The organism is Halopenitus sp. POP-27 (assembly GCF_029889855.1).
Taxonomy (GTDB): domain Archaea; phylum Halobacteriota; class Halobacteria; order Halobacteriales; family Haloferacaceae; genus Halopenitus; species Halopenitus malekzadehii.
In genome coordinates this window covers 68,001-91,614 of sequence record NZ_JARANU010000005.1, presented here as the reverse complement: position 1 = coordinate 91,614, position 23,614 = coordinate 68,001, and the positions used below count along the sequence as shown (strand labels likewise).

At 67.5% G+C, this 23,614-nt stretch carries 22 protein-coding genes; 9 read left to right on the top strand and 13 right to left on the bottom strand.

The annotated features are described in order from the left end of the window. Positions 1-18: 18 nt before the first annotated feature. The 3 genes from OQF70_RS04785 to OQF70_RS04775 all read right to left on the bottom strand — a co-directional run bounded on the left by OQF70_RS04785 (position 19) and on the right by OQF70_RS04775 (position 2,455). Positions 19-1,056: a sodium:calcium antiporter gene (locus tag OQF70_RS04785; protein WP_280536264.1), complete on the bottom strand. Its 1,038-nt coding sequence runs from the start codon at positions 1,054-1,056 to the stop codon at positions 19-21. 76 nt (positions 1,057-1,132) lie between these two features. Continuing rightward, the gene (locus OQF70_RS04780) at positions 1,133-1,393 is read right to left on the bottom strand and encodes a hypothetical protein (RefSeq protein WP_280536170.1); all 261 of its coding nucleotides are present in this window, start codon (positions 1,391-1,393) and stop codon (positions 1,133-1,135) included. A 120-nt stretch (positions 1,394-1,513) separates the two neighbouring features. Beyond that, on the bottom strand, positions 1,514-2,455 hold the full coding sequence (locus tag OQF70_RS04775) for a peptidylprolyl isomerase (protein WP_280536169.1): 942 nt from the start codon (positions 2,453-2,455) through the stop codon (positions 1,514-1,516). A gap of 231 nt (positions 2,456-2,686) precedes the next feature. On the opposite strand from OQF70_RS04775, the gene cyaB reads away from it, so the two are divergent. Beyond that, positions 2,687-3,274 (top strand): class IV adenylate cyclase, encoded by a 588-nt coding sequence (gene cyaB, locus OQF70_RS04770; protein WP_280536168.1) that lies wholly within the window; start codon positions 2,687-2,689, stop codon positions 3,272-3,274. A gap of 43 nt (positions 3,275-3,317) precedes the next feature. Here cyaB and OQF70_RS04765 read toward each other — a convergent pair whose 3' ends face one another. Beyond that, a complete protein-coding gene (locus OQF70_RS04765) occupies positions 3,318-3,992 on the bottom strand; it encodes a uracil-DNA glycosylase family protein (protein WP_280536166.1) in 675 nt (224 codons plus the stop codon). A 77-nt stretch (positions 3,993-4,069) separates the two neighbouring features. Here OQF70_RS04765 and OQF70_RS04760 point away from each other — a divergent pair, with 77 nt between their 5' ends. Next, positions 4,070-4,216 (top strand): hypothetical protein, encoded by a 147-nt coding sequence (locus tag OQF70_RS04760; protein ID WP_280536164.1) that lies wholly within the window; start codon positions 4,070-4,072, stop codon positions 4,214-4,216. Between the two features lie 84 nt (positions 4,217-4,300). On the opposite strand, the gene OQF70_RS04755 is transcribed toward OQF70_RS04760, so the two are convergent. Then, complete coding sequence (locus tag OQF70_RS04755; protein ID WP_280536163.1) at positions 4,301-5,560, bottom strand: ABC transporter ATP-binding protein; 1,260 nt, start codon at positions 5,558-5,560, stop codon at positions 4,301-4,303. A 209-nt stretch (positions 5,561-5,769) separates the two neighbouring features. Beyond that, entirely contained in the window at positions 5,770-8,004 is a 2,235-nt protein-coding gene (gene purL, locus OQF70_RS04750) for a phosphoribosylformylglycinamidine synthase subunit PurL (RefSeq protein ID WP_280536162.1), read from the bottom strand. A gap of 215 nt (positions 8,005-8,219) precedes the next feature. On the opposite strand from purL, the gene OQF70_RS04745 reads away from it, so the two are divergent. From OQF70_RS04745 to OQF70_RS04730, 4 genes are all read left to right on the top strand, one after another. Further along, positions 8,220-10,043, top strand: a complete 1,824-nt coding sequence (locus OQF70_RS04745; RefSeq protein WP_280536263.1) for an SLC13 family permease — start codon at positions 8,220-8,222, stop codon at positions 10,041-10,043. Positions 10,044-10,334: 291 nt separating this feature from the next. Further along, the gene (locus OQF70_RS04740) at positions 10,335-11,099 is read left to right on the top strand and encodes an NAD(P)-binding protein (protein WP_280536161.1); all 765 of its coding nucleotides are present in this window, start codon (positions 10,335-10,337) and stop codon (positions 11,097-11,099) included. Between the two features lie 80 nt (positions 11,100-11,179). Further along, positions 11,180-12,310: an aminotransferase class I/II-fold pyridoxal phosphate-dependent enzyme gene (locus OQF70_RS04735; RefSeq protein WP_280536160.1), complete on the top strand. Its 1,131-nt coding sequence runs from the start codon at positions 11,180-11,182 to the stop codon at positions 12,308-12,310. Between the two features lie 76 nt (positions 12,311-12,386). Continuing rightward, entirely contained in the window at positions 12,387-13,358 is a 972-nt protein-coding gene (locus OQF70_RS04730; RefSeq protein ID WP_280536159.1) for a mechanosensitive ion channel domain-containing protein, read from the top strand. Between the two features lie 79 nt (positions 13,359-13,437). Here OQF70_RS04730 and cdd read toward each other — a convergent pair whose 3' ends face one another. Further along, positions 13,438-13,872: a cytidine deaminase gene (gene cdd, locus OQF70_RS04725; protein WP_343218144.1), complete on the bottom strand. Its 435-nt coding sequence runs from the start codon at positions 13,870-13,872 to the stop codon at positions 13,438-13,440. A 115-nt stretch (positions 13,873-13,987) separates the two neighbouring features. Here cdd and OQF70_RS04720 point away from each other — a divergent pair, with 115 nt between their 5' ends. Further along, entirely contained in the window at positions 13,988-15,091 is a 1,104-nt protein-coding gene (locus OQF70_RS04720) for a DUF4382 domain-containing protein (protein WP_280536157.1), read from the top strand. 125 nt (positions 15,092-15,216) lie between these two features. Further along, positions 15,217-16,470 carry a Glu/Leu/Phe/Val dehydrogenase gene (locus tag OQF70_RS04715; RefSeq protein WP_280536156.1) on the top strand — a complete coding sequence of 418 codons (1,254 nt, stop codon included), beginning with the start codon at positions 15,217-15,219 and terminating at the stop codon, positions 16,468-16,470. Between the two features lie 65 nt (positions 16,471-16,535). Here the strand turns inward: OQF70_RS04715 and OQF70_RS04710 are convergent, their stop codons facing one another. Beyond that, the gene (locus OQF70_RS04710; RefSeq protein WP_280536155.1) at positions 16,536-16,922 is read right to left on the bottom strand and encodes a thioredoxin family protein; all 387 of its coding nucleotides are present in this window, start codon (positions 16,920-16,922) and stop codon (positions 16,536-16,538) included. A 157-nt stretch (positions 16,923-17,079) separates the two neighbouring features. Between OQF70_RS04710 and OQF70_RS04705 the strand changes: the two genes are divergently transcribed. Beyond that, positions 17,080-18,012: a PLP-dependent cysteine synthase family protein gene (locus OQF70_RS04705; protein ID WP_280536154.1), complete on the top strand. Its 933-nt coding sequence runs from the start codon at positions 17,080-17,082 to the stop codon at positions 18,010-18,012. Positions 18,013-18,030: 18 nt separating this feature from the next. Here the strand turns inward: OQF70_RS04705 and OQF70_RS04700 are convergent, their stop codons facing one another. The 5 genes from OQF70_RS04700 to OQF70_RS04680 form a co-directional block, all read right to left on the bottom strand. Further along, complete coding sequence (locus tag OQF70_RS04700) at positions 18,031-18,483, bottom strand: DUF5804 family protein (RefSeq protein WP_280536153.1); 453 nt, start codon at positions 18,481-18,483, stop codon at positions 18,031-18,033. A gap of 92 nt (positions 18,484-18,575) precedes the next feature. Continuing rightward, complete coding sequence (locus OQF70_RS04695) at positions 18,576-19,778, bottom strand: methionine adenosyltransferase (protein ID WP_280536152.1); 1,203 nt, start codon at positions 19,776-19,778, stop codon at positions 18,576-18,578. A gap of 578 nt (positions 19,779-20,356) precedes the next feature. Beyond that, positions 20,357-21,424 carry a TFIIB-type zinc ribbon-containing protein gene (locus OQF70_RS04690; RefSeq protein WP_092815221.1) on the bottom strand — a complete coding sequence of 356 codons (1,068 nt, stop codon included), beginning with the start codon at positions 21,422-21,424 and terminating at the stop codon, positions 20,357-20,359. Positions 21,425-21,702: 278 nt separating this feature from the next. Beyond that, positions 21,703-22,923 (bottom strand): asparagine synthase-related protein, encoded by a 1,221-nt coding sequence (locus tag OQF70_RS04685; RefSeq protein ID WP_280536151.1) that lies wholly within the window; start codon positions 22,921-22,923, stop codon positions 21,703-21,705. Positions 22,924-22,929: 6 nt separating this feature from the next. Then, positions 22,930-23,613 (bottom strand): PHP domain-containing protein, encoded by a 684-nt coding sequence (locus OQF70_RS04680; RefSeq protein ID WP_280536150.1) that lies wholly within the window; start codon positions 23,611-23,613, stop codon positions 22,930-22,932. Position 23,614: the final 1 nt, after the last annotated feature.

Here is a 23,614-nt window from a genome sequence, read left to right as displayed (position 1 = left end):
GCGTCGTCCGACGTCGTTTCAGCCGACGTGTATGAGCCCGGTGAGGCCGATCGTCTCGGCCACCATCCACGCGATGAACAGCGTGTAGATCGCAAGCAACGCGGCGGACTCGGTCGCGGTGAGCCGGAGCCCGGTTCGAAGGAACGCGAACAGGACCACCGTCGCGAGCGTCAACACGCCGAACAGCGGGGCGGCGACCGCGAAGTTCACCGGGACGCTCCCGACGAGCAGGACGCCGATCGGGATCGCGACGAGGAGATCGAAGGTGTTGGATCCGAGCACGTTCCCGAGGCTCGTGATTCCTTTCTCGTCCGTCGCGGACCGGATGCTCACGAGTGCGTCGGGGAGGCTCGTGGCGGCGGCGACGATCGTCACACCTGCGAGGAACTCGGGGATGCCGAACGTCGTCGAGAGCGACTCGACGCTCCCGACGAGCGTCTGGACGGCGATCAGAATCCCCAGGAGGCCGCCGGCGAGCCGTGCCCACTCGCGACCGACCGAGATGTCGGTCGGGGGCTCGCCCGCGACGTGGTCGCCCACGTCCTGCCACTGGATGAAGAGATACAGCCCGTAGAGTCCGAGCGGGATCGCGGCCAACGGTCGGGTGAGCTCCCCGACCAGCGCCGGCGGCTCCGGCACCGGAACGTAGATCACCGCGAGCGCGAAGGTCACGACGAGCGCGGAGATGGCGATCATGTAGAACTGCGCCTCCTTGTAGACGATCGCCCGGTTCGTATCGAGGTCCTCGTCGGTCGCAAGCGCCGACAGCGCCGGGATCACGAGCACGTTGAAGATGGCCGACCCGACGATCGCTCCCACCCCCATCTCGAAGACGCCGGCCAGGGCCGTCACCACGACGCTTGCGAACTCCGGGAAGCTCGACCCCACCGCCACGACGATCGAGCCCTGGACGACCGCCGGCAGGCCGTATTGTGCCGACAGCGCCTCGGCCGCCTCCTCGAGCCAGCCGCTTGCGACCCAGACGATCGCGGTGGCGATCGCGATGACCACGACGTCGGCGGCCGGCGTCGACGGGAGGAGACCGCCGAGTGCCAGCGGCACGCCGCCCGTCATCGGCATCGGTCTCCCGTCATCGGCACCGGTCCCCACATCCGCGACGCTCGTCCACCCGTCATCCGAGAATCCCGTACCCGATCGCCGCGAGCGCGCTTGCCACCGCGAGCAGGCCCCAGTTGCGAACCGTATCGAGGGCGGTATAGGGGCCGCCCTTGCGGGTGAACAGGTACAGCAGATACACCCCGATCGGCGCGAGGGTGGGCACGGTTCCGGGGTCGGTGACCGGAACCAGGCGGCCGACCACCGCGACCGCGATCGTCGAGACTGCGGCGACGGCCGCCACGATCACGTCCTCACGGGCGTCTTCGAGGTCCATACGCGTGGCTGTGTGTGCGACCGTTCAAAAGACATCGGTTCGCCGTGTGAACGCCCACGGTCGCCCGTTCCCGGCCGGCGGGCCGGTCGGCGGGCCGGATGGCGTGGGTGGCGTGTAGCGTTACTCCTCGTCGAGGTCCTCGAGTTCCTCGGCCAGGTCGTCGGCGTCGACGTCGACGTCCTCGAGGGCGTCCTCGATGTCGCCGGCGCCGCCGCCACCCATACCGCCCATCATTCCGCCGAGACCACCCATCCCGCCGCCCTCGATGACCTCCTCGATGACGACGCGGTCGAGGTCCAGCCGGTCCATCAGGTCCTGGGCGACCTGCTGTTTCTGGAACATCCACTGCTGGTTCATCTGCATCCCGGGGGAGGCCTCGATGTAGAGGACGTCCTTTTCGACCTCCTCGGTCTCGGGCTCCTCGTCGTCGTCCTCTGCGGGAACCTCTTCGGTCTCGGTGACCGTCTCGATCCGGACCTCGGGCTCCTCCTGGAGGTACATTCCGAGCATTCCGGTGGCCTTCTCCGCGCGGTCCTCGATGACCTCGAGAACCTCGTACTCGTACTCGAGGTCCTCACCGGCCAGCGGATGGTTGAAGTCGACCCGCGCGCGGCCGCCGATGATCGTCTCCAGGCGGCCCTGCTGGCCGTCGATCTGGATCTGTGCGCCCGGGTACCGCTCGTCCTCGCCGATCTTGTCGGCCTTCACCGTCTCGACCTCCTCGGGGTCGTACTCGCCGAACGCCTCCGCCGCAGGCACGTCGACGGTCCCCTCGTCGCCGGCCTCGGCGCCGATGAGCGCGTCCTCGACGCTGGCGAAGACGTGGCCGGCGCCGATCGCGATGATGCGCGGCTCGAAGTCGTACTCCTCGGTGTCGATCTCGGCCTCTTCGGCGACCGCCTCGTCGGTCGTGTCGATGACCTGGTCGTCGTCGGCGGTTCGGATCGTGTAGGCGATACGGACGAAATCGCCGTCCTGCAGGCCGGTTGCTGCGTCCTCGGTCTCCTCGCTATCGGCCTCGCTGGCGTCCGCGGCCGCGTCGGCCTGCTCTTGGTCACTCATACCCCAACGATCCCCCGTTGCACCCTTAAGAAGCACGGTTCTCCCCCACGAGTCCGTTCGGATTCGTTCGGGTATGACTCGGGAATTCGGGGAGTACAGACGACACGCGCCCAGTTCCCGGGTATCCAGCTACTGCTTCCGGACAGCGGTCGTTGCCCCTCGGGTGACCGTGGCCCCGTCGTCGACGCCGCGAACGGCGGCCTTTTCATCGGCACGGTCGTCGAGAGGTGTATGTACGAGGTCGAGCTCAAGGTGGCCGCCGATGTCGCTGCCGTTCGCGATCGGCTCGCGTCGACCGACGCCGATCGATTGGAGGCGATCCGGCAGGTCGACACGTACTACGACGCACCCGACCGCGACTTCGCTGCGACCGACGAGGCGCTTCGGATCCGGGTTGAACGACCGCTTGCCGGGTCGGAAGCCGCTGGGTCACGCGCGGATGATGACGGCACGACGCCGCGAACGAAGGTGACGTATAAGGGGCCCCTCGTCGACGAGGCGTCGAAAACGCGCGAGGAGCACGAGACGACCGTCACCGACGGCGAGGAGCTGGCGGCGATCCTCGACGGGCTCGGATACACGCCGGCCGCGACCGTCGAGAAACGCCGCGAGTTCTACCGGCTCGACGGATACACCCTGACGCTCGACCGCGTCGACGACGTCGGCGAGTTCGTCGAGATCGAACGGGAGATCGAGACCGCGGACGGGATCGACGCCGCTCGCGATCACGCCGGCGACCTGCTCCGAGAGCTCGGCCTCGACCCGGACGACCAGATCCGAACGTCCTACCTCGGGTTGTTGCTCGACGGTGACGCCTGACCGGCGGTGAGGGCGTGTTCCGGATCGGACGGTGCACCACCGGTCACCGCACGTAGTAGGGGTCCTCGCCCGCGATGAACCGACCGAGATCGCTCTCGCGCCGGTAGTCGGTTCGACGGAGTTCTCGGAGTCCCGCCGCGAGCCGGTCCGCGTGGTCGGACCCCCAGTCCCGCGGATCGCGGATCGGAACGACCAGCCAGCCGGAGCCGAGCAGTTCGGTTCCGTGGACCGCCTCGAGGCCGCCGGCCGCGTCGATCTCGGCCCACGTTTTGGCGGTGTAGGACTCGATGACGTGACGGGTGGCTCGGTCGCCGACCGGCAACAGGACGTGGGCGGCGATCGCCCGCAATTCGGCGTCGAAGACCGGTTCGAGCTCCGCATAGGAGTCCTCGGACGGGTCGGCGACGCTCGTGTCCGGAACACACGAGTGGAGGTACGACAGGAACGTGCTCCCGACGTCGATCCACGGCGTCGTCTCGGCGTCGTCATCACCGGATGCATCGGTGCTGACGAGCCCACCGTCAGCGAGCGCACCGAAGAACCGTTCGGACCACGTCTCGCCCGTGAACGGGACCCCCGACGTCCGCCCGCCGTGAACGCCCGGGTGATCGCCGATCACGTGGAAATCGGCGTTTGCGTCGCCGTATCCCGGGACGTACTCGGCGCAGTCGGGCCGCATTCCGAACGGGTTCCGGAGCCGATCGGTGACGTTTCGCACGCTGACGGCTACGACGGTGCCGCCCAAATGGCGTTCGGATCGGATCCGTTTTTGTGGGTCCGCTCCGATCGGCGAGTATGGCAGACCACTCCGCGGAGCCCGACCCGGACGCACGCGTCACCTCACCGATGCAGGAGTTCACCGGCAGCCAGGCGCTCACCGGCGGCGTCGTTCTCCTGATCGGTCTCGCGATCGCGTACCTCGTCCCGGCGCTGTTGCTCTAGCACCCACGGGGACGCCGTCGCGCACGCCATCCAAGAATCAGTCGTCGACTCCGGTCCCGCCCGGTTTCAGGATCGGTCGGTTTTCTACCGCGGGTACCAGGCCAACGGGTGATCGGCGACGAGGTCGACCGACACCTGCTCGTCGAGGTCGAACTCCTCGGAGTGGTTGTGCAGGCAGTGGACCGACTCCCCGGAGTCGAGCTCGACCCGGTAGATGAACGAGGGACCGACGTACTGCCGGGAGACGACGGTACCGTCGGCGACGCCGTCCGCCGCGGGGGACGCTCGGAGGTCATCGGGGCGGACGAGGACGTCGACCGGCGCGCTGTCGTAGACCGTGTCGTACCCCTCGAGCGTTGCGGCGTTGAACCGCCCGATGCCGGTCTCGACGGAGCCTTCACGGAGGTGTCCCTTGAGGAACGCCGCGCGACCGAGGAAGGAGGCGACGAACTTCGACTCGGGCTGTTCGAACACCGACTCGGGGGAGCCGATCTGCTCGAGCTGGCCGTCGTGCATCACGGCGATCCGGTCGGAGATCGAGAGCGCCTCCTCCTGGTCGTGGGTCACCGAGACGGCGGTGACGCCCGCCGCCTTGAGGATCCGTCGGACCTCCTCGCGCATCTCCACGCGGAGCCGAACGTCGAGGTTCGAGAACGGCTCATCCAGAAGAAGCACGTCCGGCTTCGGAGCCAGCGACCGGGCCAGCGCGACGCGCTGTTTCTGGCCACCCGACAGCTGGTCCGGCGTCTTCTCCCCGTGATCCGGCATATTCACCAGATCGAGCAGCTCGTCGACGCGTGCCTCGATCTCGGCGTCCGACCGGTCCGAAAGGCCGAACGCGATGTTCTCCCGAACGGTCAAATGGGGGAATAAGGCGAAGTTCTGGAAGACGATCCCGACGTCGCGGTCCTCCGGCGCAGTGCTTTGGTCCGGTTCCGCGACGCACTCGTCGCCGATCGCGATCCGCCCCTCGCTGGGCGTCTCCAGGCCGGCGATCATCCGGAGCGTGGTCGTCTTCCCGCAGCCGGAGGGGCCGAGCAGGGTCAACAGCTCCCCGTCTCGAACCGCCAGGTCGACGCCCGAGACCGCCGATTCGGGGCCGAACCGCTTGTGGACGCCGTCGAGTGCCAGCACGGTCTCGCTCGCCGTGACGACCCCGTCGGGGTCGGAGCCACCGATCGGATCGGACCGCGACGTCGTCCGCGAACGGTCGTCGGTCGCGGTCCCGGGGTCGAGCGTGGCACCCGACCCGGACGATGGCCTCGCGGTCGACGCCGAGGCCCCATCACCGTCCGTATCGGTCGGTTCGGCCGTCCCGCGAACGGAGCTGCGTTGGTGTGACATGGTCAGAGAGGGTGAAACGCCGCGAAGGGGTTCGTTGCTGATTCATACTTTAGGAACCCCTAAAACCGTTTCGCTGGTCCCGTGTTGACACACATCATATATTGCCCCGTCGGTCAGTCGCTTGCACATCGTTGGCCCACATCGATCGGCGGGAACGTCCGAATCGATCGTCGGAAACGTCCGACTCGATCAGCGGGAAAGGACCCGACTCAGGCGATCTCGCGTTCGAGCACGTCCCGCAGATCGCGGACCTCGGCGGCCGTCGTCTCGACGCGGTCCTCGCCGACCGCCAGCCGGAGTCGCCCGCCGTCCGTTACCGATCCGAGCGTGTGGACCGGGACGTCGCCGGCCAGCTCGGCGACCGCCTCCGAGTCGGTCGTCTGGACCACGAGCCGACCGGGCGTCTCCTCGAAGGCGGCGACGTGGTCGGGCAGTTCGACGTCGGCCCCGGCTTCATCCGTGACGAGCTCGGCGAGCGCGACCGCCAGCCCGCCATCGCTCACGTCGTGGGCGGCGACCGTCGACTCGTGACGGGCGACCTGCGCGAGCGTGTCGATCAGTTTCGCGGGATCAGTTTCGGGAAGCGTCGGGAATCGGTCGGTGCCGCCGACCTGCGCCAGATACTCCGAGCCGCCGAGCGCGTCGCCGCTGCCGCCCACGAGGAGGAGCTCGGAGCCGTCGTCGACGGTCGCGTCGAGCGCGGCGGGCGGCGCGTCGTACCCGCGCTTCGTTCCGAGCAACGCGAGCGTCGGCGTCGGCGGGATCGGGCCCTCGACGCTGTCGTTGTACAGCGAGACGTTGCCGCCGACGACCGGCGTCTCGAGGGCGGCACACATCTCGGCCAGCCCGTCGACGATCGCGGTGAACCCGCCGTAGACGTCCGGCTTCTCGGGGTTGCCGCCGTTGAGGCAGTCGACCGCCGCGAGCGGAACCGCGCCCTTCGCCGCCAGGTTCGTCGCGTTCTCGAGCGCGACCGCCCGGGCGCCGTCGAAGGGGGCTGTCTCGGTCCAATTCGGGTTCGCGCCGGAGGAGAGCGCGAGCCCGACCCCGGTCGCGTCGGTCACGTCGGTCGCATCGGTCGCGTCGGTCCCGTCGAGGGCGTCCGCCTCGGCCGCTTCATCGATCGCCATGATCGCCGCGTCGTCGCCGGGTGTGAGCGCGGTTCGCGTGCCGACCTCGTGGTCGTACTGGCGGTAGACCCAGCGCTTGCTCGCCGTCGAGGGCGCGGCGAGGACCGCCTCGAAGGCCGCCTCGAGGTCGACGTCGGGAAGATTGCGGGTCGCGCGCTCTGGCTCGACCGCATCCAGATCGTTCATCGGCGCGCCATCGGCAAGGAACTCGGCGTCGACGTCGACGACCGTCTCGCCCTCGAAGGTGCAGGTGTAGGTCCCCTCGGTCACCTCACCGATGACCGAGCACCCGAGGTCGAACCGCTCCGCCAGCTCCCGAACGCGCTCGACGTTCTCGGGGGCGACCTCGTAGCACATCCGCTCCTGGGATTCCGCGAGGAGAATCTCCAGCGGCGCCATGTTCGGTTCGCGCTGGTGGACCTGATCGAGTTCGAGACGCGCGCCGAGTCCGCCCTTCGCGACCAGCTCGGAGGAGGCGCCGCCGAGGCCGGCCGCGCCGAGGTCGCGGGCGGAGACGACGAGATCCTCATCGAGCAGCGCCTCGTTGCACTCGATCAGCAGCTTCTCCGCGTAGGGGTCGCCGACCTGCACGGCCGGCCGGTCCTCGGTCTCGGCGTCCTCCGCGAGGTCCTCGGAGGCGAAGGAGGCGCCGCCGAGACCGTCACGCCCGGTCGCGTTGCCGACGAGGACGAGCGTGTTCCCCGGCTCCTGGGCCGTGGCGGTCACGAGCCGCTCCTCGTTCGTCAGGCCGACGCAGGCGACGTTGACGAGGGGGTTGCCCTCGTAGCCCCCGTGGAAGGCGACGCTGCCCCCGACCGTCGGGACGCCGATGCAGTTGCCGTAGTGGGAGATCCCCTCGACGACGCCCTCGAAGAGGTATTTCGCGTGGTCCCGGTCGAAGGACCCGAAGTACAGCGAGTCGAGCAGGGCGATCGGGTACGCGCCCATGCTCATCGTGTCGCGGACGATGCCGCCGACGCCGGTGGCCGCCCCGTCGAAGGGGTCGACGTAGGAGGGGTGGTTGTGGCTCTCGACGCCGAAGGTGACGTAGGTGTCGCCGTAGTCGTCGCCGTCGCGCTCGCCCGCGGGCGTCTCCGCGGCGTCGGGCGTCGGCAGCGCGAGCACGGCGGCGTCGTCGCCCGGACCGATCACGACCGCGTCGCCCTCGCTCTCGAAGGCGCCCAGAAGCGGTCGCGAGGAGCGATACGCACAGTGTTCGCTCCAGAGGTTCTCGAACAGCTCGGCCTCGGCTGGGGTGGGATCGCGTCCGAGCTCCTCGCGCACGAGCTCGGCGTCCGCGTCGGACAGGCTCATTCAGTTGTATGGTGATATCGGCCGTTCTAATGTCTTTCCATACCCACATTCGTGGATCAGGAGTGGCGGACCGGTGGTCCAGCGAGACGGGGCGAATCAACCGGAGCGGTTCGGGTCCACCGGGGTTTTTACTCGATCGCCGTCTCCCTTCGGTATCGATGTCGCCGACGGCCACAGGATCGTTCGAAGCGATCCGTTCCATCCCGCTACAGTCGATCCCCGAGGTCACGCCGGGGATGCTCGTGGTCTTCGCGATCGTCGCCGCGGCGCTGGTGCTGTTCGTGACCGAGCCGCTTCCGATCGACATCTCCGCGCTCGGCGTCCTCGTCGCGCTCATCGTTCTCGAGCCGTGGACCCACGTCGACCCGGCCACCGGGGTGAGCGGGTTCTCCAGCGCGGCGACGCTCACGGTGCTCGCGATGTTCGTCCTCAGCGAGGGGATCCGCCAGTCGGGGCTCATTAACCTCGTGGGCGCGGCGGTCGCCGACCGGTTCGGCGACAGCCAGTTCAAGCAGCTGCTTGCGGTCCTCGGTATCTCCGGCGGGACGGCGGGGCTCATCAACAACACCCCGGTCGTGGCGATCATGATCCCGATGGTGAACACGATCGCGAAACGGACGGGGATCTCGCCCTCCAAGCTGTTGATGCCCGTCTCCTTCATCGCGATGCTCGGCGGGACCCTGACGCTCATTGGGACGTCGACGAACATCCTCGCCTCCGACGTCTCCGCCCGCCTCATCGACCATCCGTTCTCGATGTTCGAGTTCACCTCCCTCGGCGTCCTCGTGTTGATCACGGGCGCCGTCTATCTGGCGACGATCGGCCGCTACCTGCTGCCCGAGCGTGTGGCCGTCGACGACGAGCTGATCGCGGAGTTCGATATGGCCGAGTATCTGACCGAGGTCGTCGTTCGGCCGGAATCCCCGCTCGTCGGAAAGACGATCGATCAGGTCCTCCAGGAGACGGATCTCGACGTCGACATCGTCCAACTCGTTCGCGGCGATCAGGTCTTCACCGAGCCGCTCGCGCGCAAGGAGGTTCGCCCCGACGACGTCTTCGTGCTCCGAACCGATCGCGAGAGCCTGCTCGAGCTGCTGGACGCCGAGGGACTCGACCTGGCGCCCGACGCCGAGGTGACCGAGGAGGTGCTGACCGCCGAAGCGGAGGCGATCGAACCGGAGACCGACCAGAGCCTCGTCGAGGTCGTCGTCGCGCCGGGAGCGTCGCTGGTCGGCGAGACGCTCGAGACGCTGAACTTCCGGAACCGGTACGACGCGACCGTCCTGGCCATCCGTCGGGGCGGGGAGGTCATTCACGCCCGGATGGACGAACGGCGGCTGCGCGGCGGCGACACCCTGCTCATCCAGGCGACCGAGGACACGATACGCCGGTTCGGCGCTGACCGGAATTTCGTGCTCGCGCGCGAGCTGACGCGCCCCGACTTCCGAACGGAGCGGATCCCGGTCGCAGTGGGAATCATCCTCGGTGTGGTCGCGCTCGCGGCCCTCGACGTCCTTCCGATCATGGTGTGTGCGCTCGGGGGCGTGGTCGCGATGGTGGCGACCGGCTGCGTGAAGCCCGGCGAGATCTACGAGGCGGTCGACTGGAGCGTCATCGTCCTGCTGGCCGGACTCATTCCCCTGGGCGTCGCGATGGAACGCACCGGCGGCGCCGAGTGGCTCGCGAGCCTCGTCGTCGTGGGCGCGAGTGACCTCGCACCCGTCGTCATCCTGGGCGCGTTCTACCTCTTCACTGCGCTCATCACCAACGTGATCAGCAACAACGCAAGCGTCGTGTTGATGATCCCCGTTGCGGTCGATACGGCCGAGGCGATCGGCGCCGAGCCCTTCTCGTTCGTGCTCGCGGTCACGTTCGCGGCCTCGACGGCGCTGATGACGCCCATCGGCTACCAGACGAACCTGATGGTCTACGGCCCGGGCGGCTACCGGTTCACCGACTTCCTCCGCGTTGGTGCGCCCTTGCAGGCGATCCTCACCGTCGTGACGACGCTCGGGATCGTCACGATCTGGGGGGTCTAGAGTTCGCCCACGCTCCTCGTCGTGGGTTCGACCGTCGTCGTGGGTTCGACCGTCGTCGTGGCTTCGATCATGTTCGTTGGTTCGATTACGTTCGTGGGTTCGGTTGCCGCCGTGTTCGAACGTCGGGCTGCATCACCGACACGTGTTCGGACGTCGAGTTGATATTCTATTATATGTTTAAGGACAAGTGATATAAAACCCGATACGGGATCAAAAACCGGGATTCAACCAATGGACGAACATCATATATGGGATATGAGATACAAGCGTTGTATTTCTCTTGGTGAGTGAATGGGAAGACGACATCAGCCACACGTCGTCGTCCGGACGATCGCGAAACGCCCGCTGTTGCGTCGCACGCTGCGGCCGATCGCGGCGTTCGCGGTCGTCGTGGCGGCCGGAATCGTGGGGTTCAGTCGGCTGGATGGCGTCGGCCTGGTCGACGCCGCGTTCTGGCTGCTCGACCCGACGAGCATCGAACTGCACTTTCAGGCGCACGACGGGCCGGCACGGGTCGTCAAAGCCTACGCGGTCGCGGTCCTCTCCGGGCTCGTCGTGACTGGGATCTGGATCGGCGAAACGGCGGTTTCGGCGACGTTCGGCGGTCGAATACGGACGGAACTCGAACGTATGAACCACGATCGACACATCGACGCGCTCGACGACCACGTCATCGTCTGCGGATACGGCACGTTCGGCCGGACGATCGCCGCCGGACTCCGTGCGGACGATCGGGACGTGGTCGTCGTCGAACACGACGACGCACAGTACCAACGCGCCCTCGACGACGAGCTGCTGGCAGTCAACGACGACGCCAGACGCGCCGAGACGCTCACGCGGGCCGGCGTCGAACGCGCAGCAACCGTGGTCGGCGCGATCGACGATTCGAAGGAGAACGTACAGATCGCCATCGAGGCTGACGAGCTGTCCCCGACGACCGAACTGGTCGTTCGAGCGGGCGATGCGACCGACGAGGCGCTGGCCCGACGAGCCGGAGCCGACGACGTCATCGTCCCCGAGATCGTGAGCGGCGAGCAGGTCCGGAAGTCCCTGTAGCGCGTGCCGGACGCGAGCCAGCTCGGTCCGACGGACCACAGGTAACAAGAATTATTCGCGACCGGATCGCTGCGTTAGATATGGCACCAGCGACGTTCTCCGACCGGATCGAGCGGATCCCACCGAGCGGCATTCGCGACGTCTTCGAGGCGGCCGACGAGGACGCGATCGATATGGGGATCGGTCAGCCCGATTTCCCGACCCCGAACCACGCACGCGAGGCCGCCGTCGAGGCGATCCGGGCCGGACGTGCGGATAGTTACACGCCGAACCGCGGCCTGGAGTCGCTCCGGGAGGCGATCGTCGCCAAACACGAACGCGATCAGGGCGTCTCGGTCGACGTCGACGACGTGATCGCGACCGCCGGCGGCAGCGAGGGACTCCACCTCGCGATGGAGGCCCACGTCGATGCGGGCGACGAGGTCATCGTTCCCGACCCCGGGTTCGTCTCCTACGCGGCGCTGACGAAGCTCGCGGGCGCGGACCCGGTTCCCGTCGAGCTGCGGGACGACCTCACGCTCGATCCGGCGGCCGTCGAGGACGCGATCACCGAGGACACCGCCGCCTTCGTGATCAACTCGCCGGCGAACCCGACCGGCGCGGTCGCGCCCCGCGAAGACGTCGCGGAGTTCGCCCGCATCGCGCGCGAACACGACGTGCTGTGCATCTCCGACGAGGTCTACGAGTACACCGTCTTCGACGGCGACCACCACTCGCCGATGGAGTTCGACACGGGCGGGAACCTGGTGGTCGTCCACTCGGTCTCGAAGCTCTACTCGATGACGGGCTGGCGGCTCGGGTGGGTCACCGCGACGAGCGAGCGGATCGACCGAATGTTGCGCGTCCACCAGTACGCACAGGCGTGCGCGTCGGCGCCCTCACAGTTCGCCGCGGAGGCCGCACTCACCGGCGACCAGTCGGTCGTCGACGAGATGACGGCCACGTTCGAACGTCGGCGTGACGTCCTGCTCGATGGGCTCGCGGAGATCGGCATCGAGTGTCCAACGCCGCGCGGGGCCTTCTACGCGATGCCGGCGGTGCCCGAGGGCTTCGTCGACGAATGCATCCAGCGCGGGCTCATCATCGTCCCCGGGGACGCCTTCGGCGACGGCGGCGCCGGCCACGCCCGACTCTCGTACGCGACCGACGAGGCGACCATCCGCGACGCGCTCGACGTGATGGCCGACGCCTACGACGCCGTCACCGAGTGACGCCCTCCCACCTCGTGGGAGGGAGAAAGACCCGGCGGGCACAACCGTTTACTTGATGGGCCCGATCGATCGGGGAGTGAACCGACGCGTCGCCATCGGATCCGTGCTCGCCGGGATCGTTTCTGGGGCCGGCGCCGGCCTGCTTTCCGCCGCGGATCCGTCCCCGACGAGCCCGATCGCGACGCTTCCGACGCCCCTCGGAATTCCCCTGGTCCCGACCGCGAGCAAGGGGCTGCTCCTCGCGGCGATCCTGCTCGTCGCGTACGGGCTCTACGTCCTCACGCTCGCCGCCCTCACGCGCCACGCGAGCAAGCGGCGCGCCCACGACGCGCGGAACGTCCTGCGGCTCGCGTTCGGGCTCGCCGCGACCGTCACCGCCCTCGCGGCCCTGACCCAGCAGTGGCTCGGCCTGCTCCTCTCGCTCGGCGTCGTCGGGTTCGCGATCACGTTCGCGCTCCAGCAGCCGCTGTTGTCGTTGATCGCGTGGGGCTATATCCTCCTCAAACGACCCTACGGCGTCGGCGATCGGGTCCGGATCGGCGACGCGAAGGGCGACGTCATCGCCGTCGACTTCCTGGTCACGACGATCTGGGAGATCAACGGCGAACTCGTCACGACCAACCAACCGTCGGGACGCGTGATCACCGTCCCGAACAGCCTCGTACTCTCCTCGGAGGTCGTCAACTTCGGTGGGGGCGGGTCCCCGTCGGTCTGGAACGAGATCCCGGTCCAGGTGGCCTTCGAGACCGACCTCGCGTTCGCCCGCGAGCTGATGCGCGAGGAGGCCACGGACTACCTCGGCGAGGAGATGGCCCGCCACGTCGCCACCTACCGTGAGGCGCTCGCGGAGACGCCGGTGGAGCTGGAGGTCGCTGACGGCCCGTCGGTGAACGTCACCCAGCGCGAGAGCTGGGTCGAGCTGCGGCTCCGATACCTGGCACATCCCCGCCGCGGCCAGCGGGTGAAAAACGAGCTGTACGAACGGATCCTGGACCGGTTCAACGAGCATCCCGACCGGATCGCTTTCCCCGTGAGCCGGAACCGGTGACTGGCGGCGGGGAGCAACGCGCACCTGACGACGTCCGGTTATGCGCCACCGACGACGTCGAACGATTCGCCACCGAGGACTAGCGACGCTCGGCCGCCGAGAGCGTGTCCGCCGAGATCGTGTTCGGCAGCAGCTCCCCGAGCGTGTAGGTCGTCATCCCGTCCGCGCCCTCGTCACAGACGATCGCGAGGTCGTCGTCGCAGAACTCCGCCAGCGTCTGCCGGCACATCCCGCAGGGCGTGACGCCGTCCTTCACACCGGATGTGACCGCGATCCGGTCGAACGCCTCGTGGCCGTTCTTGACGGCCTCCGCGATCGCGACCTCCTCGGCGTGGAGGCTGTTCGAGTAGTTCGCGTTCTCGATGTTACAGCCCGTGTAGACCGTTCCATCCGCGGTTTGAAGCGCCGCGCCAACGGTGTACCCCGAGTACGGGACGTGGGCGTTCTCCAGCGCGTTTCGAGCCGCCTCGATGAGCCGTTCGGCGTCCATCGTCGATCGGTCGGCGAGCTCGATCGATAAATCCACGGGTCGACGGGATCGTCGCCCGACGGCTGTGCGCGTGGCACTCCCACGCGTTCGGAATCGGGCTCCGGCACGCCTTTACGGTTCACTCGTCTCGTCCGAGATGATGCAGAGGCGCACATATATACAGGGGCTCACAGCTGCAGCAACCACCGGCGCGTTTGCCGGTTGTACCGGCGGAAACGGCGGATCTGGCGGAACCGATGGGTCGGATGGGTCCGAGGATGGATCCGGAACCGACGACACGGACGACGGATCGACCGACGGCACGCGCTACGGAACGCTCTCGACGAGCATCACCGATCAGCCGAACGACATCGGCGACTTCGAGTCGCTCGTCGTGACGATCGACGGGATCTGGATCAAGCCCGCCGAATCCGGGGACGATTCGGACGACGCCGACGGCACCCAGACGCCCGATCAAGAAGCGACGGAGGACGGAACCGCCGAGGCGACTGAGACCGATACGGCGACTGAGACCGACACGGCAACTACGACTGACACGGCAACTACGACCGACACGGCGACCGCGACCGATACGGCAACTGAGACCGACACGGCGACTACGACCGACACGGCGACGCCGGCGGGAACCGAGGCTGCGACGGCCACCCCGGACGGCGACGAGAATGACGAGGAGGAGGACGGTGACGACGGTACCGACGCCGACGACGCCGACGGCGGAACCGGCCGGTACTACATCGAGTTCGAGGAGCCGCAGGAGGCGGACCTCGTCCAGCTGCAGGACGGAAGCACGGAGCTCATCGACGAGACCGAGGTCGAAGTCGGCAGTTACCAGTTCCTCCAGCTCGACGTCGCCGGGACGACCGGCGTCTTGACCACCGGCGAGGAGGCGGACGTCCGGACGCCCGGGAACGCACCGCTCCAGTTCAAGCAGTCCTTCGAGGTCCGGGAATCGGTCACGACGACGTTCATCGCCGACTTCGCCCCGAACCGGACCGGACAGGGAACCCGATACGTCATCCGCCCAGTCGCCAGCGGGACGACCGTCCGATACGGGGACGAATCGGGAGCCGAAACGACCGAAACGACTGACACCGCGACGCCGCCCGGAACCGAGACGGAGTCGGGAACGACCGAAACGGAGTCGGAAACGGCAACCACGGACGAACCGGAATCCGGAACCGAATCCGGAACGACCGATCCCGGCACGGAGTCCCAGACGGAGAGTCCGGGAGCCGCACAGTAGCGCGGGATCGGTTGCCACCGTTCGATCCCCACTGTGACGGTTGAACGCAGTGGGTGGGCGTGGCAAAATTCGCCACGGGAGTATGAGACGGTACAGTTAACCACGCGGATGTGGCTCGTGTAGGTATGTCGGACGAGACCAATCCGTTCGAGAGTCTCCAGGAGCAGATCGACGACGCCGCAGCACACCTCGACGTCGACGACGGAGTCATCGAGCGGCTGAAGAACCCCGAACGGGTCCTCGAGACCAACCTCACCGTCGAACTCGACGACGGCTCCCTCGAAACGGTCCGGGCGTACCGCTCGCAGTTCAACGGCGACCGCGGCCCGTATAAAGGCGGGATCCGCTATCACCCGGGCGTCACCCGCGACGAGGTGAAGGCGCTGTCGGGCTGGATGGTGTACAAGTGTGCGACCGTCGATATCCCCTACGGCGGCGGGAAGGGCGGCATCAGCATCGATCCCACCCAGTACTCCGAGGCCGAGCTGGAGCGGATCACTCGGGCGTTCGCGACCGAGCTCCGGCCGATCATCGGCGAGGACCGCGACATTCCCGCACCCGACGTCAACACGGGTCAGCGGGAGATGAACTGGATCAAAGACACCTACGAGACCCTCGAGAACACGACCGCACCCGGCGTCATCACGGGGAAGGCGATCGACTCGGGCGGGTCGGCGGGACGCGTCGAGGCGACCGGCCGATCGACGATGCTCGCGGCCCGTGAGGTCTTCGACTGGATCGGCAAGCGGATCGAGGGGGCGTCCGTGGCCGTGCAGGGGTACGGCAATGCCGGCTGGATCGCCGCGGACCTGCTCGATGACCTCGGCGCCACGGTCGTCGCCGTCTCCGACTCGGGCGGCGGCATCCACGAGCCGCGTGGGCTGGATCCGGTCGACGTGAAGGACCACAAGAACGAGACCGGCAGCGTCGTCGGCTACGGCGACGCCGAGGCGGTAACCAACGAGGAGCTGCTCACGCTTGACGTCGACCTCCTCGTGCCGGCGGCCCTCGAGAACGCGATCGACGCCGAACTCGCCGAGGACGTGCAGGCCGACGTCGTCGTCGAGGCGGCCAACGGTCCGCTGACGCCGGGTGCCGACGACGTCCTCGCCGACAGCAACGTCTGGGTCGTGCCGGACATCCTCGCGAACGCCGGCGGCGTCACCGTCTCCTACTTCGAGTGGGTTCAGAACCGACAGCGATTCAGCTGGACCGAAGAGCGCGTGAACGAGGAACTCGAACGGGTCACCATCGAGGCCTTCGACGGTCTCGTCGATGCCTACGAGGCCCACGACCTGCCGAACCTCCGCACCGCGGCCTACGTCGTCGCGCTCCAGCGCGTGGCCAATGCCTACGACCAGGCCGGGAACTGGCCCTGAGCGACTGAACGCTGAACGGCCCGGAATGGGCTGAAACGGTTTTGAACGGTTCGGGGATGTTCTGCTTAGGCCGTCGCGTCGATCTCGTCGAGCCGTGCGGCGAGGAAGACGGCGATCGGCACGTCCGCCTCCTCGATGAATCGTGCGAGTTCCTCGCCGTCGCGCTCGACGACGACCGTCGGGATCAGTTCGATGTCGTACTCCTCGACGCCCGGTCCGACCTTCGATCCGTCCTCCGCTTTCTCGACGGGATGGTGTTCGATCCGGTCGTCGGGGACGCCGGCGGCCTCGAGGGCCGCGGCGAAGTCGGGGAGCTGTTGGCGGCAGTCGCCACACCAGTCGCCGCCCCAGACCTTGAACACGTACGCGTCATCAGCGCCCAAGGTCTCGATCGCGTCCTCATAGCCCGCTTCGCTCCACGCCGCGTTCGGCTGTAGCGTCCGTAGTGGCATACGCCCACGTAGGGGCGGGACTGATAAAAGGGGCGCGTCGCCGGCGGTTTTCCGTGCGGGTTTCCGTTTCAACGCGAGTGCAATTCGGCCCACCGATCCGATCGCACCGTGCCGCAGTCCGTAGGTGGTTTAGGCGCGCTCGTCGTAGTCGGGGCCAATGGACGACGGCATCCTCGACACCGTCGGATCACCGCTGGTTCGCGTTTCCTCACCGGCGGGGACCACGGTGGCGGCGAAGATCGAATCGAAGAACCCCGGCGGGTCGGCCAAGGACCGCCCCGCGATCGCGATGATCGAAGCCGCCGAGGAGTCCGGTGATCTCTCGCCGGGCGACGGCATCGTCGAGCCGACCTCCGGCAACACCGGCGTCGGGATCGCGATGTGCAGCGCGGCGAAGGGCTACGACGTGACGATCGTGATGCCGGCCTCGAAATCACCCGAGCGACGCCGCATTATGCGGGCCTTCGGGGCCACCGTCGAACTCGTCGAGGGCGACATCTCGGACGCCAAGGATCGGGCCGACGAGCTCGAGGCCGAGGGGATGGTTCAGCTGCGGCAGTTCGAGAACCCCGCGAATCCGCGTTCCCACTACGAGACGACCGGCGCGGAGATCCTCGACCAGGTCGATGGTCGGCCGATCGACGCCCTCGTCGCCGGCGTCGGCACCGGGGGGACGATCACCGGTACCGGCCGGCGTCTTCGGGAGGCGTTCCCGGACGTCCGGATCGACGCCGTCGAGCCCGCCGACAACGCGGTGTTGTCCGGCGAGGAACCGACCGGCGATTCCTTCCAGGGGATGGGGCCGGGATTCATCGCCCCGAACCTCGATACGGATCTCCTCGATGGGGTTCATACGGTCGAACTCGCCGATGCCGAGGCGGAGTGTCGACGGCTCGCACGCGAGGAGGGGATCCTGGTCGGGCAGTCCTCGGGCGCCTCGAACCTCGCGGCGAAGGCCGTCGCCGAGGACCTTCGCGAGTCGGGAGCCTACGTCGGCGACGAGCCGCTCGTGGTCACGGTCTTTTGGGACAGCGGCGAGCGCTACCTCTCGACCGGAATGTTCGAACCCGACGGGAACGACGTCGAGTGATTGAGTAGCGGAACGTACTCAGGGAGAGAACTCCGCCTCGCTCACCCGGACCACGACGGTTCCGTCGAGATCGTCCCGATCGTGTTCCGGGACCGTTCCCCGTTCGCGCCGTTTAAACACCGGATCGACGAGCTCGCCGTCGACGACGCCGAACAGCTCGAGTCGCCGGTCGGTCTCCTCGGGGCGAACCTCGCCGTCGCGGACCTGCCGTGCGAGGTCCCGCGAGAGCCACTCCTCGGCGTCGATCGACGGGTCGCGGATCAGCGTCTCACGGACGAAGCGGACGAGGTACCAGTTCAGGTCGTTACACAGCGAGACGGCCGCGCCGAGGCTCACCGTCTCGACCGCGATGCTGTTGGCGAACGGCTCCGTGATCTCGTAGGTCGACAGCGCCTCCCGGGCGGTCTCGCGTGAGAGGAGTTCGTACGCGAGGCTCACCGCCGGATCGCCCACGAGACACACCTGCGTCATATGCTGAGTCGGGTCCCCGACCGCAAATCGGTTGCGGTCGGTCGATCCGTGGTCGTCACCCCCGTCGGCAGTCGGACCGTCGCGGCCCGCGGTCAGAACGTCGAAACGTCGCCGTCGATGACGCGTCGGGTCACGCCGGTGACGTCGTCGAGCTCCGCGTCGACGATCGCGATGATCTCGTCCTCGACGTCCGCCAGGTCGACCCCGTCCTCGGTGACCACCTGTGTATCGGCGACGTGCGGCTCGTCGATCGGGCGACCGATCTGTGAGAGCAGGCGGACCTGCAGGTCGCGGATCCCGTCGACCTCGGCGGCGACGGACTCGGCGATCTCCGTCGAGAGCAGGTTGTAGATCTTGCCGATGTGGTTGACCGGATTCTTCCCGGAGGTCGCCTCCATCGACATCGGTCGGTTCGGCGTGATCAGCCCGTTCGCGCGGTTGCCGCGACCGACCGAGCCGTCGTCACCCTGCTCGGCGGACGTCCCCGTCACGGTGAGGTAGATGGAGTTCTCCTCGTAGTCGTCGGCGGTGTTGACGTCGACGTGGACCTCGCGGTCGGTCCGGTCGCGGGCGAGATCGGACACGAACTCCCGGACCGATTCGACGGCGTCGTCGTACGCCTCGAAGTCGTCGATGTAGCGGTCGACCATCGCGGCGGCCACCGTGATGTCGATCCGGTCGCCCTCGCGTTTGCCCATAATCTTCACGTCCGGGCCGAGTTCGGGATGGTCGGCGTGATAGGTCGTGTTGAGCTCGCGCTCGGCGTCGTGCACGATCCGCTCGGTTTCGGTGAGCGGCGCGTGGCCGACGCCGAAAGAGGTGTCGTTGGCCATCGGAACCTGTGCTTCCTCCTCGCCGAAGACGTCCTGCAGGTCGCCCGACCCCTCGCCGAGCTTGACGTCGACGATGACGTCGGTCCCGTACTCCAGTTCCGGGATCGCCTCGGCGAGGTACTCGCGGGCCGCCGCCAGTGCCGTCGAGTCGACCGGCAGCTGTTGACCGTCGTATTTCTTGGTTGCGCGACCCACGATGAGGATGTATATCGGCTCGACCACCTCGCCGCCGCCGAACGCGGGGGCGGCGTTGCCGGCGACCAGTTGCGTCTCGTCGGTGTTGTAGTGGAGGACCGTACCGACCCGATCGAGGTATAGCTGTGAGAGCGCCCGGGAGACCGACTCCGCGATGCCGTCGCTTATCGAATCTGGATGCCCGATCCCCTTTCGCTCGACGATCTCGACGTCCTGATCCTCGACCGCCGTCCGGTCGAGGCGACTGACCTGGATGTTCCGACTCATTAGCTACGCGTATCGGACGCGATACAGTATAACTTGCGGAAAGTGTTTTGATGCTATTCATTCCTCTGAGGAATATTTCGGCGGACGGATCGGGATGGTCGGTCCGACTGATCGACCGCCGGGGGATGGGCCGTGTCGATACAGTGGTTGACGGAGGCGGGATCGGTTGGGAGAGAACTGTCGGATCGATCAAAATTGACGTAAATACGTGGCGTGTCGTGTATCTGAGGTCGGTATCACGGCCATAAACGAAACGATACTGAGGATCATCGAGACGGTGTGGCCAGTTTTGACGGAGCAGATGCGGTTTAGGTACCACCGGACCGATCGGCTGACGGCGTCCGTGCCGCGAGGCGGCATCCCGGACGCCGACGCGGACGAGTGCTCCCAGTGGCTTGGTCAGTCACCGGTTCGTCCCGATCGCCTCGCCGCAAGGCGGGGTCGATCGATCTCTGGCCGGTTATCGACCTCTGGCCGGTTCTCTGAACGCGTTCTCTCGCAACGCTCTCCGGTGTGCTCCCGGAATACGCTCAAAAACGTGCTTCCGAAACCGATTCGGTTTTCAAGATGTCCCGCGATCAGGCGGCGGCGTCCGCGTCGCCCTCTCCGACGCCGGGGAACCGCGCCTCCTCGGCCTCGAGCAGCTCCTGGTAGCGGTTCCGGATCGTGACCTCGCTCATTCCGGTGGCGTCGCTGACCTCGCTCTGGGTGAGATCGACGTTGGTGAGCTTGCCGGCGGCGTAGATCGCGGCGGCCGCGAGGCCGACCGGCGACTTGCCGCTGTGGACGTTCTGCCGTTTCCCCTGCTCGAGCAGCTGGCGGGCGAACTGCTCGGTCTCGTCGGGGACCGCGAGGTCGCTCGCGAACCGCGGGAGGTACTCGACGGGGTCGGCCGGCTGGATCTCCAGCTTCAGCTCCCGGTTGATGTACCGGTAGGCGCGCTTGAACTCCTCGGCGTCGACCCGGCTGACGGCCGCGATCTCGTCGATCGACCGCGGTACCTGCTCCATCCGGGCGGCCGCCTGGAGGCTCGCCGTCGCGATCCCCTCGATCGACCGGCCGGGGAGCATGTCGTTGTCGAGCGCCTGCCGATAGATGACGGAGGCGGTCTCGCGGACGTTCTCGGGGAGGCCGAGCGCGGAGGCCATGCGGTCGATCTCGCCGAGCGCCTGCTTGAGGTTGCGCTCCTTGGAGTCACGGGTCCGGAAGCGCTCGTTCCAGGTCCGGAGCCGCTGCATCTTCTGTCGCTGGTTCGAGGAGAGCGAGTTGCCGTAGGCGTCCTTGTCCTGCCAGCCGATGTTCGTCGAGAGCCCGTCGTCGTGCATCATCTTCGTCGTGGGTGCACCCACGCGGGACTTCGAGTCCTTCTCGCTGGCGTCGAACGCGCGCCATTCGGGCCCGCGGTCGATCTCGTCGGCGTCGACGACGAGGCCACAGCTCGAACAGACGGTCTCAGCGCCCTCGTTTCGAAGGGTGCTGCCACACTCCGGACAGGTCGTCGTCGACTCGTGGTCGTGTTCGTGTGCCTGCTCGTCCTCGGTCGTCGATTCGGCGTCGCCGGAGCGCGTCCCGGTCCGTCGGTCGTCGGTCGTCTCTCGGTTCGTGTCGGTCGTGCGCCGGGTGGCGCTGAAGCGTGTCTGACTCATTGGGTGTGCTCGTGATGACTGCGGGCCGCGGTCGCGTGGTGCGCGGCTGAGGAGGACGAAAGGAATATAAAATCGACCTCGCTCGTGTTCTTCACTCAGAGTTAGGAACTGGTTAGTAATAAATGTATTGTGTGATCCGATCACAACCGACGGTAGACGCCTCGAAACACCCGAAAACTCCAACACGATCGTTCATTTATATATGAATATGGTCCCGATTCGGCGACGGGCACGGCGATCCGGATCGATCGATGCCTCCGTTCGGTTCCGATCGCGGTCTATCCGACGGTTTCCTCCGCGGGATCCGACTCGAGCAGCTCCGTCTCGACGTACCGCTCGACGTGGTTCTCCATCCGCCGTTTATACCCGGCCTGCCGGGCGAGCCGGTCGAGCTCGCGGGAGACGTAGGTGCCGTACTGCACCGCTTTCTTCTCGGCGGTCCGGACGGACTCCGGGACCAGTCCCTCGGCGGCGCTCCGGAGCGCGATCTTCCGTTCGTCGGGCGTCGCGAGCAGTTCGCCGGGCAGCCGTCGCGCAGCCGCCACCACACGGTCATCCAGAAGCGGCGTGACGGGCTCGATCCCGGCCGCCCGGATCGCGCCGACGTCGCGTTCGATCTGTGCCGGCAGCGTCCGCATCGTCTCGTCGCGCGCGCCTCGCACCGTATTCGCGTCGACCCGGTGGTCGTCCCCGGGATCGACGACCTTGCTGTACCCACCGAACAGCTCGTCGGCTCCCTGTCCGAGCAGAAGCCGATCGTGACCGTCCGCTGCAGCAGCGCGCGCGGTGCAGTATAGCGGGATCGCGATCGCGAGATCCATCGGGTTCGTTCGTCCGGTTGCCGCGGCGATCTCCGGAACGGCAGCCCGGAGGTCGTCGTGGTCGATCCGGACCTCGTGCAGATCACGATCCATCGCGTCCGCGGCCGCACGGGCGGCTGCGACGTCGTGGCAGCCCTCGAAGCCGGCGACGTAACAGGGTAGCTCGGGAGCACCCGCCGCGATGACCGCTGAATCGACCCCGCCCGAGAACGCGACGGCGGCGTCGGATTCGACGTCATCGACGTCGTCGCCGGCGTCGAGACGGATCACGTCCCGGATCGCCGTCTCAACCGCCGTTTGTGCAGCAGCCGCCGGGTCGGATCGCGAGTCCGGGAGCGTCCAGACGGTCCGTTCGTCCTCGGGCGTCAGGATCGATCCGGCCGGAACCGGACGCGGGTCCGTGAGGGACCGCCGGTCGAACGCCCACGAGCCCGCCGCCGTCGGGTCGGCAGCGTCCGTCTCCACGAACACCGGAACGCGGCCGAGAACGTCACGAACGAGGACCGGCGTCCCGTCCTCGCGGTCGATCCGGCCGCCGAACCCCGCGCCGCCGGGGAACGGGTCGGACTCGCGGATCGCTCGACGAACGCGGTCGGGCGTCACGTCGCCGACGCCGCGGAAGTCGGTATCGGGAGTGCTCGGGTCTCGTTGGGAGTCAGTGGGTCGATCGGGAGTCATCGAGTCTCACCGGAGGTCCTCGAGCCGTCGGAGGACCCGTCGTTTCGCGCCGCCGGCCGCCTGGCGGAAGGAGACGTGCCAGGGGGTCCGGCGACCGATGACGCTCGTTCGTCCGGCGGCGATCGCCTCGAGGATCCCGGCGGCGGACCGCTCGTCGGCGTCGACCTCGGTGACCGCCTGTCCGACCATCTCCGAGACGTGGGCGTCGCTGCCGGCGGTCATCGGGAGGTCACGTTTTAACGCGAACCGCTCGGCCTTTCGGTTCGCCCGTCCGGTCAGCAGCCGGGAGTTGTACACCTCGATCGCGTCGGCACTGGCGAGCTGGTCGTCGTCGATGTGGGCCGCGACGCCGTGGCGAGTCTTCTGGAACGGGTGTGGAACGACCGCGATCCCGCCCTGGTCGTGGATCCGATCGAGGGTTTCCTCGTAGGGGAGCCCGGAGGGAACCAACTCCTCGATGCCGAACGCGAGCACGTGGCCGGCCGCACACGTCACCTCCATCCCGACGATCCCCACGAGGCCGTACTCGGCGGCGCGATCGGCGGCCTCGATCGACGCGTCGATCGCGTCGTGGTCGGTGACCGCGATGGCGTCGAGCCCGACCGCGGCCGCCTGCTCCAACAGCAGGTCGACCGGGTCGCGGCCGTCGTGGGAGCGTTCCGAGTGGGTATGCAGCTCGACCGAAAGCACG